The following is a 16364-nucleotide window of genomic DNA, read 5'->3' as shown; positions in this document are numbered from 1 at the left end:
AACACTCAATCGATAACCACAGCGAGTGTTACTATCAGCACTACTACTGCATCGGCAAATGCGCCATACATTGCTACTTCTACGGGTGAAGTTGTCCTACCCGCAAATACTTCTGCAGGTATTTATACGCTAACCTACAGTCTTTGTGCCAAAGTAGCTCCTTATAATTGCAGTGGGTTGGCTACTGTTACGGTAATTGTTAGCAAACCTCTCGTGATTGCGCGTGATGATACGTATACCGTTACAGTTGGAACGACTACCATTACCGAAAGTATATACCACAACGATAGTATAGGTGAGCAAACGGCTAACACTTCTTTGGTTAATTTTCAAGCGATTGGAGGTAACAAAGACCGTAATAACTTCTACATTCTGTCGGTTAATTTAGCGGGAAATATCCTTATTCCTCAAGGTACTCCTACGGGTACTTATACTTTACAATATCGCATTTGTGATATGAACGACATACATAATTGTGCTACGGCTACCATTACAGTGGTGATAACTGAAATCCCGATTCTTCCCGTTGTAGCTCGCCATGATACATATACTGTTACTATAGGAACGACTACCATTACCGAAAGTATATACCACAACGATAGTATAGGCGATCAAATGGTTGATGCTTCTTTGGTTAATTTCCAAGCCATTGGCGGTAGCAAAGACAGTAATAATTTTTATATTTTGTCAGTTAGTTTAGCAGGAAATGTACTTATTCCTCAAGCTACACCCATTGGTACATATACTTTGGAATATCGCATTTGCGATGTACATCATCGTTCTAATTGTGATAGTGCTACGGTGAGGGTGTCCGTAATTCCTCCCTCCACACCGCCTCCTACCTTGGTGGTAACACCCGATACATTCACTTATACGGGGAATACAATCGTTGGAAATATATTGGATAACGATATGATCAACGATAACCCTATCGAACTACCCGACGACGATATCAATATCGAAGCCGAAGAACCTACCGATAAAGAACCTTACATAGATACAGCCACAGGTGATGTACTTGTGCCTACTCATACACCTGCAGGAACTTATACACTTAATTATGAGTTGTGTATAGAAAATCTCACCATTTGCGACGCTACAACAGTTGAAGTAATTGTGCCTGATGTGCTTACTCCTACTACTCCTACACCTCCTATACCTCCTCAACCTCAAGATGATAACCCTGCCACTTTACTAACTCCTTATAATGGTATCTCTCTCAATGGGGATAACAAAAATGATTATTTCTATATAGGAGGCATTGAAAAATACCCTGAGAATATAGTCCGAATTTATAATAAAAACGGACTTAAAGTATTTGAAGTAACCGGCTATGATAATAAAAACCAATCGTTTAAAGGTTTTACACAAGGGGAAGTGACTGTTAAAAAATCTTTAGAATTACCCATAGGTACTTATTTTTACTTTATAGAATATACCGATGAAAACCATCAAAAACAAAGAAAAATAGGTTGGTTATATTTGAAAAAATAAACACTAAGTGAAAATATTTTTCACGAGAAGCTGTGTTATTGCGAAAAAATATGTACCTTTGCCCGATTTTACTCCAAATTTAACAAGATAAAATAAGTATAGAAAGTTTAATAAAATGATTAAAAAAGCAGTTTTTTCAGCACTAACAATGTTATTCTGTACCGAGATTTTTGCCCAACAAGAATCTCAATATACTCAGTATATGTATAATACGATGCTCTTTAACCCTGCTTATACAGGGTCGCGTGAAGTGGGGAGCCTCTTTGGAATGTTTCGTACTCAATGGGTAGGTATCAGTGGAGCACCTACCAATGGGAGCATCAGTTATCACCAACCAATGGAACGCTTGCGCAATATAGGCTTGGGCGGGAGTATCTTCCGCGAAAGTATAGGGCCTCAAACCCAAACCGATTTGGCAATAGATGTATCGTATACCCTAAACTTTGAAAATTCTAAGTTAGCTTTTGGTATCAATGGATCAGCAAGTATATTTCAAATAGATTATAACGAACTGCGCAAACAAGATAATTCTGATCCCAGTCTTGAGGGCACAGAGAGCGTATTTTCACCTAACATAGGAGCTGGAGTTTATTGGTATACCGATAAATACTACATAGGTTTTTCAGTGCCTAATATGCTCGAAACAACTCATTATAATAACAGTTCAGTATCAGTGTTAAAAAATTCACAACACCTATATTTGATAGGAGGTTATGTATTTGATCTTACTGAGAATACAAAATTCAAACCCGCTGTACTATCGAAAGTATCCTTTGGAGCTCCTTTGCAGTTAGACTTCTCAGCAAACTTTATGTTCAACGAAAAATTTGTGATAGGAGGGGCTTATCGCTGGTCGGCAGCGGTGAGTGTAATGGCAGGTTTTCAAATCAACGACCGTTGGTTTGCAGGGTATGGATATGATTTTGAAACTACCGAATTGCGCAAATACAACTCAGGTTCACACGAAATCTTCTTGCGTTATGAATTGGTAAAAACCTACAAAAAAATCGTATCTCCTCGATTCTTCTAACATCAAAAGAAAAATTTAAGCATAAAATAAAAAAGAAAATTAAACTTATGAAAAAATTTCTTTTAGCTATTACACTAATAGCTCTACAAATGGGCTATGCCCAAAATGAAAAAGATGCTCTCAAAAAAGCAGCTCAACATTATAAAAACTTAGATTATGTAGAGGCTATCAACGCTTATGAGAGTATTGCCAAAAGAGGTACTCAACCTCAAGAACTTTTAGAAAATCTCGGTAATGCTTATTACTACAACGCCGATTATCAACAAGCTAATAAGTGGTATGCCAAGCTTTTTGAAGGCAAAGATGCTAAAACTAACAAGCCTTTCAATATCAAACCTGAATATTACTATCGTTATGCCCAAACTCTCAAAACTGTGGGCGATTACGATAAATCTGATAAGATAATGGATAAGTTTGTTGAATTGGCTGGCAAACAAGATACGCGTGCTGCCCTTTTTCTCAAAAATAGAGATTATCAAGCCGAAGTAAAACGCAATTCAGGGCGTATGGAGCTCAATTTGTTAGAAATCAATACTAAAAAATCGGAATATGGCACAGCGTTCTATGGTGATAACATCGTATATGCTACTTCTAAAAGCGGATTCCTCAAGCGCCGTTCCGATTGGACAGGGGATAATTTCTATAGCCTTTACGAAGCCAATACCGATAGCTTGAAAGCTACTAAAAAAGCTAAATTGAACGGTATCAACACCAAATTCAATGAATCAACAGCTGCCTTTACCAAAGATGGCAACACAATGTATTTCACTCGTAACAACTTCATCAACAACGAAGTGAAAACTAATGGAGACCAAACCGTGCTCCTCAAAATCTTTAAAGCAACTAAAGATAAACACGGCAAATGGGGTGATGTACAAGAATTGCCTTTCAATAGTAATATCCACAGCGTGGCACACCCTGCTCTCAGTCCTGATGGCAAGTACATTTACTTTTCATCGGATATGAAAGGTACTTTAGGCTCTTCAGATATCTATCGTGCTAAAATCCTCAAAAGTGGTTATGGAAAACCTGAAAACTTAGGTGATCGTATCAATACTTCAGGACGCGAGTCTTTTCCTTTCGTGTCAGACGATAATATCCTTTACTATTCATCTGATGGTTTTCCAGGTTTGGGTGGTTTGGATATCTATGCAGTGAAATTAGATGAAGAAGGTAACCCTATTACTAAACCTGTAAACATAGGGCGTCCCGCCAATAGTGCTGAAGATGATTTTTGTTATGTTATCAATAGTAAAACTAAGATAGGTTATCTCACTTCTAACCGCCCTGAAGGAAAAGGAAGCGATGATATTTATAGCTTTTATGAGCATACACCTTTGCGTTTTACTTGTCAATACAGCTTGTCAGGGGTGGTAAAAGATGCTGATACTAAGCAAACTATACCAATGACAAAAGTAACGCTATGGGGAGCTAACAACACTTTGTTAGAAGAAACTACCGCCGATGAAGAAGGACACTTCACCCTTCTCTACACTGCCGATTGTGGTGATTTGCAATTGCTACTCAAATCAGAAAAAGAACAATACCAATCCGGACAACAATCAGTAGCTCTCAATAGCACCCAAAAAGTAACTGCAGAGGTATTGCTCACCCCGATTCCTCCAGCAACCCCTAAAATAGAGGTAGGTACTGATTTAGCTAAAGTACTGAAGATAGAAAACATCTATTTTGATTATGACAAGGCTAATATTCGCAAAGATGCTGCAGAACAATTGGCTAAAATAGTAGCTATAATGAAAGAACACCCTACAATGAAAGTAGATGTACGCTTGCATACAGATAGCCGTGGTTCTGATAAATATAATTTAGCACTTTCTGAGCGCCGTGCTAAATCTACTATCAAATGGATTGTAAGTCACGGTATTAATAAAAACAGAATTACAGGTAAAGGGTATGGTGAAACGCAATTGGTAAATGGTTGCTCTAATGGCGTTCCTTGTACCGAAGAGGAACACCAAGCTAACCGCCGAAGTGAGTTTATCATCGTACAATTCTAATTGTACATATCAATATTTTTACTTTGCCAAAGGTTGTAACACATTACTACAACCTTTGGCAAAGTTTTTAATTTTGTAACCTATTCAAATTCAGTGTTTAGAAAAATATTTTTACAAATTGTTTCAAAAATATTTGGCAGTTACAACTATTAGTAGTTACTTTGCGGCACAAAGTGCTTCACTATGGAAGAAAATAATAAATATTTAGAGGATCTACGTGAAATACGCCAAATGATGCGTAAATCTACCCTTTTTCTTTCGCTTAGCGGACTTTCGGGGGTATTGGCAGGTGTGTATGCTCTTATGGGAGCAGCAGGAGTGTATGTATTATTGCAGCACCATTATAACTATTATCCGTATGTGTATATCGAAAGCAAAACTTTTAAAGCTATTATAGCTATTGCTTTAGCGGTGCTTGTAGCTTCTATTCTTACAGCTTACTTATTTTCAGTGCGTAAAGCCAAACGCAATGGCGAAACTTTAGTAACACCTACTGCTAAAAGAGCATTGTATAACTTTATGATTCCACTACTCACAGGAGGCTTGCTCAGTGTGTTGCTTATCAAAAATGAGTACTACGGACTGTTAGCTCCTATGACACTTATTTTCTACGGTTTGGCGTGTGTGAACGTGAGTAAATACACCTTTGGTGATGTGCATTATCTCGGTATTACCGAAATTATTTTAGGCTTATTAGCTGTATATTTCCCTGGTTACGGACTCTTGTTCTGGACATTAGGTTTTGGCGTATGCCATATTCTCTATGGAGGCATTATGCACTTCAAATATGAACGAAAATAATAAATGATGACCGAAATCTTAAAACGCTATATCGATGCTTCTAATGCTTTTCGCAAAGCAGGAGGTTCTCACGAGGGAGCTATCGCATTGTACGATTTGTTGTACGATTTGCAAGCTAAAACCCAGCGCACTAAAGAGGAAGAACGTATCCTTACCGATACTTACACCTTATTAGAATACCACCTCTCAGCTTATGAGACTTTCTCACGCATTGCAGATACGACTAATTATAAGGAGAAAAGCAAACTATTAGTTTTGGAAGATAAAGCCAAAACGCATAAAAATACTTTTTGTATCAAGGATATTCGCAAACTGAGAGCAAAGCAAAAACAGCAACCTTTTCAAATTGGTGATTTCAAGAAAGTAGAGGAATTTAGTTTGGATATTGAGTATATCCTTTCAGCGAAAAAAGTAGTGATTTTTAACAAAGAAGTAGAAGGAAAGGATTTTTCATTCTTTATAAACAAAGATACTCCTATAGAAAGCTGTTTTAACAAAATAAAGGAATACTTAGAATGGCTTTCGGATGCTAAAGCGACACTCATTAGCTATTACAATGAGCATTGCGCTGAATATACACCTCAGGCTGATGACAATTGGTACAACACTTTGGAAGTCTACAGTGGCAGTATATGGGTAGGTGGTAAAGAGATTTCGGCACATATATCGGCAGGAGATATTTTTACCCCTGATCATTTGTTAGAAATAGATTTTGAAGGAAAAGAAATTACCCATATAGGATGGGATGGATAATAAATATACTATGAAGACAAAATTTTTTATTACAACCCTATTATTCCTCATAGGAGGGCTCTGCCTAAAAGCACAAACCAATGATACGGATACCCAAAAGGCTATCGCTACTTTGAAGGAGTTTTACAAAGTAATATATGATGATAATTCATGGAAAGAAGAGCAATTTTTAAAATATGTATCTAAGGAATTGTTCAATAAAGTATTTTCTCCCTCTCGCGAAGATAATTCACCAGAATATGACCCTTTTATACAAGCACAAGACTATGAAGCAAAAACTCTTAATCGCAGTTTGAAAATTACCTCTTTAGGTAATGATAGATATAGAGTATGTTTTTTGCTCTCCGATTGGGAAAAGAAGAAAACTTGCGTAGATTATCAATTGAAGAAAAATAATAAAGGGAAATATATGATTACTAATATTTTGAGCGACAAAAATTTCTATATCAAACCTAAAAAGTAATAGTTTTAATCCCTAACACTTGATATCTGACATCTGAATTGAAAACTTTTTTAGCACATATCAATAAGGCTTTTGACCACCGTATTCGCTTAGCAATAATGTCGGTGTTGATGGTCAATGACAGTGCCGACTTTAATACCCTAAAAGAACTCTTAGGGGTAACTGACGGCAATCTGGCAAGCCATACCCGTGCCTTAGAAGCTGAAGAGTATATCACTATTGAAAAATCGTTTATAGGGCGCAAAACTAATACAGCTTATAAAGTAACAGAAAAGGGTCGAGAGGCTTTCCAAGAACATTTAAATGCACTCGAGAAGATTATTGGGAAATTAGCAGATTAGTAAATTTGCCAATTTGCCCCCGAAACCCCGAAGGAGGACAATCCGTAAAGAAGGAATATTATCTCCTTTCTTTTTTATACACGCACTTTGAATTACAAAGCGCTTTAGTGTTGATTATTAATTGTTAATTATTAATTGTAAATTTAAATATTATGTATCCAGAAAAACCATCAACAACATCTAATGTATGGCAATCAAACACTTTTCGTTTGATGCTTATTGGGGCACTTACTTTGGTATTGCTCATTCCGCTCTTATTAGTGCAAAACTTAGTGAGAGAACGCAAAGAACGTCAGCAGGAGGTTATCAATGAGATTGATAGCAAGTGGGGGCGCGAGGTCTTTTTCTATGGACCTATTCTCAAAATTCCTTATAAGGTGTATAGCGACAAGAACAAAAACGTTTTTGAAACTCAATATGCTTATTTCTTCCCCGAGGAATTGAAAAATACTTCGAATGTAAAAACTGAAGTGAAGAAGCGCAATAACTATGAGTCGGTGGTGTTTAATGCAACTATGGATTTTACAGGTAGTTATGTAGCTCCTAACTTTACAACTAAAGGAATTGCTAATGAGGATATCAGTTGGGATAAGGCTACAATTCTCATCCGCACTACTAATCTTGCAAGTATCAAAAACGGGGTAAGCATTCAATTAGGGGGGAAGACTTACGCTTTTGAACCTATCTATGAGCAAAGTGATAATGAAAATTATTACTCTGACTATGAGAGTAAAGCTAATGAGGTGTCCTCACTTGAAACAGGTTTTATCAACTATCAGGAGTTTTTGGCTAACCCGTCGTTTAGTTTTACGGTGCAGTACGATGGTAGCAAGAAGATAGCTATTGTACCTATCGGGAAGACGACCGAGGGCACACTTACCTCCAATTGGGCTGACCCCAGCTTTACCGGTAGCTTTTTGCCTTATACCAAACAGATAAATACCAATGGGTTTAACGCTTCGTGGAAGGTGTTGCACATCAATCGTCCGTTTGCACAACAATCGTTTGGAAGTTTGCCAAGCATTGCGCAATACACTTATGATGTAGATTTTATCATTCCTGTAGACCAATATCAACAGAATGAACGCGCTACTAAATACGGTTATTTGGTTATCTTTCTTACTTTCTTGATATTCTTCTTGATACAAAGTATCAGCAAGATAAAGATTCATATCTTTCAATACTCAATGATAGGTTTATCCCTTATCTTGTTCTATACCTTACTTATTTCTATTACTGAACACAGTAGTTTCTCGTTTGCTTACTTTATATCATCGCTAATGACGATAGGACTTATCAGTTTGTACTCCGTTTCTATACTGAAAAACAAGAAGTTTCCTATTTTTATAGGACTTTCGTTGGCAGCACTCTACGGCTTTATTTATGTGATTATTCAGCTTGAAAACTATGCTTTATTAGTGGGCAGTATTGGCTTGTTCACCATTTTGGCAATCGTGATGTACGTATCGCGAAAAGTAGAGTGGGAGAGCAGGGGGTAGGTAAGAGATAAAAGATAAGAAGTAAGAAAGACTTTGCCAAGAGTTGTAGCAATAAAGGCTATGACTTTTGGCAAAGTTTTAAATGTTTTGTAAAATACTATCTCACAGTAATAGAGTTTAAAAAGCTATTCATCTCGGTAGTAGCTTTGGAGCTGTTGTTCATTGTAATACATTCTACCGACACTACTTTAGCACGGACAAAAAGCACTATACTACTGCGCTGGGTAACCTCACCCGTAGCAGGATTGATCGCTGAATAGCTTATTTTTCTACCATAGTGAGCTCCTTTTTTGATAGGGCTTATCTGTGCGGTATTGCCCGAGGAAGCCATTACCCCTTGAGTATAGTTGTTGGGAAAACTATCTGCTACTTCTTTTTTCTCTGCCTCTGAAAAGTTTCTTTCAGCCGTTAAATATTGGGTGCGTTGAGGTAGGTCTACACTCTGCACCATACATACCGCGTTGTCTGTTTGGACAATATATTGTCGTGCCCCTTGTGCTACACTATACTGCGGATTTTTAGGAAAGGTTACCCAAATACCATTTTCTACTTCTTTTCTTACTTGTGAAAAGAGAGATAAGGAGGTGAATAGGGTAATGATAAGAAGAATGTTTTTCATAGGGTTTAATATTTGATTGTAAATCTTGCTCTTAATTCACTGATATTAGTGATAAAGGGACGTAGTTTATTATTAGAAAAATCTTCCTTCATTTTACGAAAGATATCCTCTGCTAAAGAGGTAAAGTTGTGAATATACACGTTTGTGTAATACTCTTCTTTACTTGAATAATCTCCTTGCGTTTTCTTTACTTTTGGCAACTCAACTACTCTTTTTTCGTTCTCAATATTGTCTACTAGTGAAAAATTGTGAAACTTGTTGGCTAATCCATAGTTATGAGCCAAGCAATTTCTAAGACCAACTAAAGCTTCTTGTTCTTTTTTAGGGATACCACTATATTTCTTTAACACATTGCGGATAGGTTGCTTTTCATAGAAAATACAGCCTAATTGGTCTAATAAGGTAAAATACCCCATAATTCCTGAGAAAAAGGAATGATACAAATTATTTTCAAAGATAAACTCATTGATATTTAAACGTTTATTTTCTCCCGTTTCTAAATTATTACCTATTAAAAAGCGAGCTGTTCTGCGTACTAATATGAGTACAGAATTTATATTGCTATCATCTAACAGTTCGCTAATAGTATTCAATAGTTCGTTCTGTAAGTGTTTTTGCTTTTCCATTTTTTAGTAATTTTCTATATAGAAAATGTTTAAAATTAATAATATCCTTTTCATATCTTAAAAATTTATGATAGGCTTTTTACTTTTAGATAACTTGATAAAGATGCCAATAACAATTAGTGCTATTACATAAGTAAAGGTTATTCCCCAAAATTCCTCAGTACGACCTCTTTCTGAAAAATAATTCATTACAAAATATATTAGGAGAGTAGGTATCCATGTTGATATAAATAGTATAATAATATATGTTAGGGAAGATATTTTAGGTTTAAAATAAGCTATCAATATACAAATAAATCCTAATATCATTCCAAAAATGCTAATAATGAACGCAAAATAGGAAGATTGTAATTTAATATTTTGTTCTGAAAATTGACTTTTGAAAACAATTAACCCAAACACAAAAAAAACTATCCAAAGGGTAATTCCTAATAGGAAAGTAGACACAAACACATTGCTAAGTACTCCTCTCTTCTTCGTATGTTTAATTGTTTCTTTGCTTGTAGTTGTTTCAGTTTTTTGAATAGGAGTTACTTCAATCCCCATTCTTTTCAATATTTCTAAAGCTTCAGGATAGTCATTTTGAGCCGCTTTTTCTATCCATTGTTGTGCCTGTTGTACATCGGAAGATACTCCTTTTCCCGCTAAGAAACACATTCCTAATTGGTATTGCGCTTGAGGATGTTCTTTTTGAGCAGCTAGACTGTAATATTCATACGATTTTTGAATATTATTATCAACACCTTTTCCTTCAGCATATAGCTTACCTAAAGTACACATTGCCTCTGCATTTCCTAAGTTAGCTGCTTGTTCTAAAATAGGTAATGCTTCTGTATAATTATTCTGAGCAATCAAAAATAATGATTGTCTTAAAAGTTCTTCACTCTGCATTTGATTTACTGTTTCTTCTAAACTTTTCTGTGGAGATTTTTTTTCTAAAGTTGTCTGTAAAACAGTGCTTTCAGAAGTATCAAAAGCAGATTGAAAGAAGCCATACAGAACAGCTCCTATAGCTAAAAATATTATTATCAGTATTACTATTTCCATGAATTAATAATTAATTTATTTTCGATAACGAATTTCTCTTTCACGAATGATTTTACTTCCGTCTTTTTGAGTTTCTATACATTGAATCCAATTACCTTTATCATCATACTTATAGTCATAACGATAATCATATAGGTCGTAATTGTTTTTGTCATTTCTGCCGTATTTTTCAATAATATTTCCATTAGAATCGTAAGTGTACTCAGTAATGTTGTCAAATTTAAGGTTGTTTATGTTAAGAAAATTACCTCCAAGTGACACATGTTTTTCCTTGATTAAGTGTTGTTTCTCTGAATTATATTCATAAAGGACTCTTTGTCTTAGTTGATTATTGTTATCATACAGTTTTTCTTCTTCCAAAATGCCTTTTTTGCTATATTCAAAAATTATTTTAGTAGTTAAATAGTTACCATTATACCTATTTTCTTCTACTTTATACCCTTTTTCATCATATACAAAAGTAATTTTTGTCAAATCATTAATACCTTTCCAATCTTGCTCTTTTATTCTGCCTTTTTCATCAAAAACAGGGGTCCAATAGAAAATAATAGTTCTATTATCAGTGTCATATTCACTTTTTTTTATGATCATTCCTTTTTCATTGAAAAAAAATTCTTGGTTTCTATACTCATCAGAATCTATCGTTAAAAAATAATAAGAAAATGCTTGTTTTCTTCCATTTATCACTTCATAAGGTATCTCTCGGATGTATTCTACATTTCCTTTTAGATTCATTTCCTGCCAATCTGTTTTAGGAATTGCATCTATTTCTGGTGTTTTTCTATCCTGTTGACAACTAATTAAAATCAACAAGATAAATGTAATAAGTGATATGTCTTTCATTGTGCTGCTTTAGGTTAATAGTTAAACTTTTCTTCCATTTTATACTTTCCACCATTAGCTATGGTGAGTGTATATATTTTTGCTTGCCAACAATCACGTTCATTCCCCTCTTCATCATAACAGAAACTTTTAGGGTAGCAAGTACAGATTTCTACTTTTATATGAAACACATTGTTAGACAATTTTCTTGCTATTGGGTTTCTATAAAGAGTATTAGCTTCGTAAAATTCAAAGTAATCTTCTGCATATCTCACAGCTTGTTCTGTTGTATAGCTTTTAGCAACTGTTTTTTTCTTTTGTTGTGCATAAGAGCTTGCTCCTATCAATAGGGAAAGTACTAAAAATACTATTTTTTTTATCATATTTAATTGAGTAATATTGTTTTAAAATTTTATGGTAACCCCCATACTATTTCTCCCAATAATAGGTGCTAAGGTTACTTTTCTTTCTTGATTTCGGTTGTAAGTTTCAAAAGCTCTTCTTTTGTTTCTATTAGAAGCAGAACTTAATATGATGGCAGGGATTAAGCAAGCTACTCCTGCTATTAATGTAGCTCTTGCTGTAAGACCATTTGATTGAGTTCCTTTACCTTCTCTTATTTTTGAAATATTATTGAGAGAAATAATAATACTTGTAGTGCCAAAAATGATACTTGCTACTGCGCATATATCTGAGCCTATTTTTAACCTATTTGTTCTTTGATAATAGGAGTAAGCCTCTTTATCTTCTTGTAATAAAGAGATCATCTTATCTTTGCTGATATCTTCTCCTACTAAAAAATACCTATTACGTCTGTAGCTCATATAATTACCTTTACTATTTTCTGTTTTTGGACTTACAATTTCTTTTTCTTCATTAAAGATATCTTTTGTCCCATTAGCATAACGTATTATTAAAATGTCTGATTTTAGAATTGTATAGATAGGTCCTTCTAAGTTGTCTGCCTTTTTGTATTTCACTTCAGTTGTATTAATCTCCAAGACTTTAGTTTGGATATCTTCTCCTTTTTTAGTAGTGATAAGATCTTGAGAGTAAGCTATAAAGCTAAACAATGTAAAACATAAAAATGATAGCTGTTTCATATTGGTAAAATATATTTAAAATTGTACAACTAAACCTACTTTATCAGTACCTATAATAGGGGAAACTCCAAACTTTTTTTCTTGATTTCGGTTATAAGTTTCAATAGCTCTTAATCTTAATTTCTTTTTTTGCCCATTGAATATACCTGCAGGAATCATAAAAATTAATGCGGGTACTAAAGGATATAAGGAAACTTTGTAATTCATTTCGTTTTGTTTGGTATCACTATTTTTGGCTAAACTATTTGCTAATAACATAATAGCACTTGTAGTAAGGCAAATACCTGAAGAAATAGAACAAATAATTTGTCCAGTTTGGAAGCCCTGAGCTCCTTTCCATTGTTTCTTTGCTTCAGAATCTTTGTATAGATAACTTTTCATTTCCCCTCCATTGATTAATTGACCATTTAGATAAAATTCTCTGCCGTTTTGGGTAATAGTTTTTTTTATGGAGTCTTGTTCAACTTCTATTATCATTTCTTCTTGTTTAGGCTTCATCGTTTCTTTCTTGATTGTATGAAAACGTTCAGTAAAAATATCTTTTGAACCATTGGCATAACGTATCATTAAAACCTCTGATTTAAGAATTGTGTAAATAGGCCCTTCTAAGTTCTCTGCCTTTTTGTATTTCACTTCAGTTGTATTAATCTCCAAGACTTTAGTTTGGATATCTTCTCCTTTTTTAGTAGTGATAAGATCTTGAGAGTGAGCTATAAAACTAAAAAATACAGAACATAAAAATAATAAGTGTTTCATATTGGTAAATACATTTTAAATTATTAGTTTCTACTTTTTATGATAAAACGAAGAATTCTTTACTCTTTAGAAGAAGTTGCACACAGCAAAGGAAAGCACTTTTGTGCTCCCTTTGCTACTAGGCTAACTCATTCTGTGTTGTGCTATTTGAAGAATTTACCAGATTCCTGATAGCAGAATAAAGCTAACGTTTTTAGACATAATAAAAAAGTGTGAGTTTCACTATCTGCTATCAGAGGCTCTGGTATGCCATACAACACAGATAAGTCAGCTCACACCTATATAGGCTGAGCATTTACTTTCTTCTGTGTTGTAATAGAAATTTACCAGATTTCTGATAACAGAACAAAAGCTAATGCTTTTAATATGTCTAATTTTGGTGCATAGTTACGGCGAATTTTTATACTATACAAATATTTTAACATTTATTTTTGGTAGTAAAATCGTAAATGGTTAAAAGTCAATGGTTAGTAAGTGTTGCGGGGAGAGAGCAACTTTGCCAAAGTAAAAGAGGTATCAGGTGTCAGGCATCAGGTGTCAGGTTTCAGGTGATAAAAAAGGGGCTGCCGGATTTATCTGGCAGCCCTCATTGTGTAATTACACAATTTTTAAATAAAAGCAATATTACGTATGAAAAATGTATCTTTCAAAATTAATTTAGTTGGATTTCATCTACGAAGAGTAGGGCAGGGGTGCCTTTACCTTCGTGCCATTCGGGGATTATAGTACCTTTAAGCACTACTTTTACATAACGGGTTTTAGTTTTAGCAAAATTCAAACTGATAGGTACTCGCTTGATAGGGTCGGTTTTTTCGGCGATTTTCAAAGGTTGCTGAGCAATGAGCTGGAAGTTTTTGCCATCGGGGGAACTATAAATAGCAACTTCTGAGGCGGGGAATATCCAGTTAGGGGTATCGGCTAAACTACCTGCTTTTAAATTGCTGATTTCTTCTTCTTTACCCAAATCAATCACTGCTTCTACTCCTACACGACCGGGGAAGCCTACCCAATGTCCATCGATATAAGAATCTTCACCTATTTGGGCATCTACTAAGGCAGTAGCTCCTCCAAAAGTATATTTAGGGTTGGTTCCGGTGAGTAATTGTATTTTTTTGTAAGTAGCCTTGTTGAATAAGGATTGATAGCTAAATACTCCGCTTATAGTATCCTTATGTACGGCAACAGCTTTGAGTAGTAATTCATTGCTCAACTTAATAGGTTGGGTGTAGAGTGTTTTGCTCGCATTGGGGGTAGAGCCATCGGTAGTGTAGTATACTTTGCCATCACCTACGGTGAGGAGCTCTACTTGAATGCCGTCTTTATTGGCAGCTGGTTGGATTACAGGGGTAACTCCCATTATGTGTTTGGCGTAGTGATAACCTTTTAACTGATAATAGTTTAGCAGGTTACCCAAACGTTTTAGAAAATTAGGAAAATTCTTTTTCTCGGGGGCTGTCCATTGCACTTCGGCTAAGGCAGCTAATCGAGGTAAAAGCATATATTGAGCGTGTGCAGGGCTCGCGATGTACTCTGTCCATAGATTGGCTTGTGCTCCTAAGATGTATTTACCTTGTTCAGGAGTGAGTTTAGGGTCGATAGGCTCGTAGTCATATACCTTTTTTACGGGGAGGTATTCACCTATGGAAAGCGGTTCTTTGGTAGGGTCTTCTCCTTGATTATAATCGAAATACAAACTGTAGTGAGGGGTCATAATAGCACGGTTGTGGCGTTGTGCTGCTGCGATACCCCCTTCGGTGCCTCGCCACGACATTACAATCGCATCTTGTGAGATGTTGTTACCCTCTAAAATCTCGTCCCAGCCAATTACTTCTCTGCCTTTCTTTTTTAGGAATTGCTCTATGCGCGATACTACATAACCTTGCAATTGTTGCTCGGCAGTGTGTTCTCCATCGCCTTTTAAACCCAAAGCTTTGATTTTAGCCTGACATTTAGGACATTCTTTCCAACGTGTTTTGGGACACTCATCACCTCCTATATGAATGTATTTAGAAGGGAAAAGTTCGGTAAGTTCATCAAAAACGTCTTCTAAGAACTTGTATGAAGCCTCGTTGCCAGCACAAAGCACATCGTCAAACACACCCCATTTGGTGCCTACAGCATAATCTTTACCAGTACAACCTAACTCAGGATAAGCGGTGAGTACAGCGAGGGTATGCCCAGGTATATCAATTTCGGGGATAATGGTGATATAGCGGTCTTGAGCGTATTTTACAATTTCCTTTATTTGCTCTTGAGTGTAGTATCCGCCATAGGGTTTGCCGTCGAATTGATGGGGTTTATCTTTGAGCAAATGCCCAATAAGTGTTTCTTTACGCATTGAACCTACCTCAGTAAGGCGAGGGTATTTTTTGATTTCTATACGCCAACCTTGGTCATCGGTGAGATGCCAATGGAACTTATTGAGGTTATGGAGTGCAAGTATATCAATATACTGCTTGATGAAATCTACAGTAAAGAAATGACGGCTCACATCAAAGTGCATACCGCGATAAGCAAAGCGAGGGGCATCGTTTATAACTACGGTTGGAAAAACTAAGGCTTTAGGGTGAGTTACATCAATAGATTTGCGCAAAGTTTGAATACCGTAGAACACACCGGCAGGGCTTGCCCCATCAATAGTTATTTGGTCGCTTGTTACAGTGAGCTGATAAGCCTCTTGGTTTGCATTTTGCAAATCGGTTTTCAATACAATGCGTTTGCCATTGGTTACTCCAGCTTGTGTTTTTATAGGCATTCCTGAAAGTTCTTGGATATAAGAAGCTAAAAAGGAAGCGTTCTTTTCCTGTAAAGCGTTGCCTTGCGGATAAGTAATAACCGTTTTGGCATCTAATTGAAAAGGCTCTTGCTCAGTGTATTCAATGGATTGTGGTAGTGGAATTACCTCGTAATTCACTACAGGTTTTGTTTCTTTACAGCAAGCCATCAAACACAAGGCAAGCGTGCTGAATAAAAGTTTTTTCATTGGAAAATT

General features: G+C 35.7%; 16 protein-coding genes. 8 read left to right on the top strand and 8 right to left on the bottom strand.

The genetic code is table 11. From position 1 onward, the window contains the following. The 8 genes from JMN12_RS07990 to creD form a co-directional block, all read left to right on the top strand. A partial coding sequence (locus JMN12_RS07990) for a gliding motility-associated C-terminal domain-containing protein (protein ID WP_203138484.1) occupies positions 1-1494 on the top strand: 1494 nt, incomplete at its 5' end. A gap of 115 nt (positions 1495-1609) precedes the next feature. Next, complete coding sequence (locus tag JMN12_RS07985) at positions 1610-2524, top strand: type IX secretion system membrane protein PorP/SprF (protein ID WP_198466954.1); 915 nt, start codon at positions 1610-1612, stop codon at positions 2522-2524. A gap of 47 nt (positions 2525-2571) precedes the next feature. Continuing rightward, positions 2572-4542: an OmpA family protein gene (locus JMN12_RS07980; RefSeq protein WP_203138483.1), complete on the top strand. Its 1971-nt coding sequence runs from the start codon at positions 2572-2574 to the stop codon at positions 4540-4542. A gap of 183 nt (positions 4543-4725) precedes the next feature. After that, a complete protein-coding gene (locus JMN12_RS07975; RefSeq protein ID WP_203138481.1) occupies positions 4726-5343 on the top strand; it encodes a hypothetical protein in 618 nt (205 codons plus the stop codon). A gap of 6 nt (positions 5344-5349) precedes the next feature. Further along, complete coding sequence (locus JMN12_RS07970; RefSeq protein ID WP_203138479.1) at positions 5350-6096, top strand: hypothetical protein; 747 nt, start codon at positions 5350-5352, stop codon at positions 6094-6096. Positions 6097-6106: 10 nt separating this feature from the next. After that, a complete protein-coding gene (locus JMN12_RS07965; protein WP_198475627.1) occupies positions 6107-6559 on the top strand; it encodes a hypothetical protein in 453 nt (150 codons plus the stop codon). Positions 6560-6597: 38 nt separating this feature from the next. After that, the gene (locus tag JMN12_RS07960; RefSeq protein WP_009412004.1) at positions 6598-6900 is read left to right on the top strand and encodes a winged helix-turn-helix domain-containing protein; all 303 of its coding nucleotides are present in this window, start codon (positions 6598-6600) and stop codon (positions 6898-6900) included. Between the two features lie 152 nt (positions 6901-7052). Beyond that, a complete protein-coding gene (creD, locus tag JMN12_RS07955; protein WP_034554979.1) occupies positions 7053-8399 on the top strand; it encodes a cell envelope integrity protein CreD in 1347 nt (448 codons plus the stop codon). 97 nt (positions 8400-8496) lie between these two features. Here the strand turns inward: creD and JMN12_RS07950 are convergent, their stop codons facing one another. From JMN12_RS07950 to JMN12_RS07915, 8 genes are all read right to left on the bottom strand, one after another. Beyond that, positions 8497-9018 carry a hypothetical protein gene (locus JMN12_RS07950; protein WP_203138477.1) on the bottom strand — a complete coding sequence of 174 codons (522 nt, stop codon included), beginning with the start codon at positions 9016-9018 and terminating at the stop codon, positions 8497-8499. Between the two features lie 5 nt (positions 9019-9023). Then, the gene (locus JMN12_RS07945) at positions 9024-9644 is read right to left on the bottom strand and encodes a hypothetical protein (RefSeq protein ID WP_203138475.1); all 621 of its coding nucleotides are present in this window, start codon (positions 9642-9644) and stop codon (positions 9024-9026) included. 57 nt (positions 9645-9701) lie between these two features. After that, positions 9702-10691, bottom strand: a complete 990-nt coding sequence (locus tag JMN12_RS07940; RefSeq protein WP_203138473.1) for a tetratricopeptide repeat protein — start codon at positions 10689-10691, stop codon at positions 9702-9704. Positions 10692-10706: 15 nt separating this feature from the next. Beyond that, positions 10707-11534 (bottom strand): hypothetical protein, encoded by an 828-nt coding sequence (locus JMN12_RS07935; RefSeq protein ID WP_203138468.1) that lies wholly within the window; start codon positions 11532-11534, stop codon positions 10707-10709. Between the two features lie 14 nt (positions 11535-11548). Continuing rightward, on the bottom strand, positions 11549-11896 hold the full coding sequence (locus tag JMN12_RS07930; RefSeq protein ID WP_238423853.1) for a hypothetical protein: 348 nt from the start codon (positions 11894-11896) through the stop codon (positions 11549-11551). 21 nt (positions 11897-11917) lie between these two features. Beyond that, positions 11918-12616 (bottom strand): hypothetical protein, encoded by a 699-nt coding sequence (locus tag JMN12_RS07925; protein WP_203138466.1) that lies wholly within the window; start codon positions 12614-12616, stop codon positions 11918-11920. Between the two features lie 15 nt (positions 12617-12631). Then, entirely contained in the window at positions 12632-13372 is a 741-nt protein-coding gene (locus JMN12_RS07920) for a hypothetical protein (protein ID WP_203138465.1), read from the bottom strand. 652 nt (positions 13373-14024) lie between these two features. Beyond that, positions 14025-16355 carry a family 20 glycosylhydrolase gene (locus JMN12_RS07915; RefSeq protein WP_203138464.1) on the bottom strand — a complete coding sequence of 777 codons (2331 nt, stop codon included), beginning with the start codon at positions 16353-16355 and terminating at the stop codon, positions 14025-14027. Between the last annotated feature and the right edge of the window lie 9 nt (positions 16356-16364).

Source organism: Capnocytophaga genosp. AHN8471 (assembly GCF_016806945.1).
GTDB classification, from domain to species: Bacteria; Bacteroidota; Bacteroidia; order Flavobacteriales; family Flavobacteriaceae; genus Capnocytophaga; species Capnocytophaga periodontitidis.
The sequence above is the reverse complement of the archived record's forward strand: the minus strand, read 5'-3'. Positions and strand labels throughout refer to the sequence as shown.

Bases quoted from the DNA above. Each gene is read 5' to 3' on its own strand.
- JMN12_RS07970 (WP_203138479.1), top strand. From the start codon at position 5,350: ATGACCGAAATCTTAAAACGCTATATCGATGCTTCTAATGCTTTTCGC.
- JMN12_RS07935 (WP_203138468.1), bottom strand. From the start codon at position 11,534: ATGAAAGACATATCACTTATTACATTTATCTTGTTGATTTTAATTAGT.
- JMN12_RS07930 (WP_238423853.1), bottom strand. From the start codon at position 11,896: ATGATAAAAAAAATAGTATTTTTAGTACTTTCCCTATTGATAGGAGCA.
- creD (WP_034554979.1), top strand. From the start codon at position 7,053: ATGTATCCAGAAAAACCATCAACAACATCTAATGTATGGCAATCAAAC.
- JMN12_RS07925 (WP_203138466.1), bottom strand. From the start codon at position 12,616: ATGAAACAGCTATCATTTTTATGTTTTACATTGTTTAGCTTTATAGCT.
- JMN12_RS07950 (WP_203138477.1), bottom strand. From the start codon at position 9,018: ATGAAAAACATTCTTCTTATCATTACCCTATTCACCTCCTTATCTCTC.
- JMN12_RS07980 (WP_203138483.1), top strand. From the start codon at position 2,572: ATGAAAAAATTTCTTTTAGCTATTACACTAATAGCTCTACAAATGGGC.
- JMN12_RS07965 (WP_198475627.1), top strand. From the start codon at position 6,107: ATGAAGACAAAATTTTTTATTACAACCCTATTATTCCTCATAGGAGGG.
- JMN12_RS07945 (WP_203138475.1), bottom strand. From the start codon at position 9,644: ATGGAAAAGCAAAAACACTTACAGAACGAACTATTGAATACTATTAGC.
- JMN12_RS07915 (WP_203138464.1), bottom strand. From the start codon at position 16,355: ATGAAAAAACTTTTATTCAGCACGCTTGCCTTGTGTTTGATGGCTTGC.
- JMN12_RS07985 (WP_198466954.1), top strand. From the start codon at position 1,610: ATGATTAAAAAAGCAGTTTTTTCAGCACTAACAATGTTATTCTGTACC.
- JMN12_RS07975 (WP_203138481.1), top strand. From the start codon at position 4,726: ATGGAAGAAAATAATAAATATTTAGAGGATCTACGTGAAATACGCCAA.
- JMN12_RS07940 (WP_203138473.1), bottom strand. From the start codon at position 10,691: ATGGAAATAGTAATACTGATAATAATATTTTTAGCTATAGGAGCTGTT.
- JMN12_RS07920 (WP_203138465.1), bottom strand. From the start codon at position 13,372: ATGAAACACTTATTATTTTTATGTTCTGTATTTTTTAGTTTTATAGCT.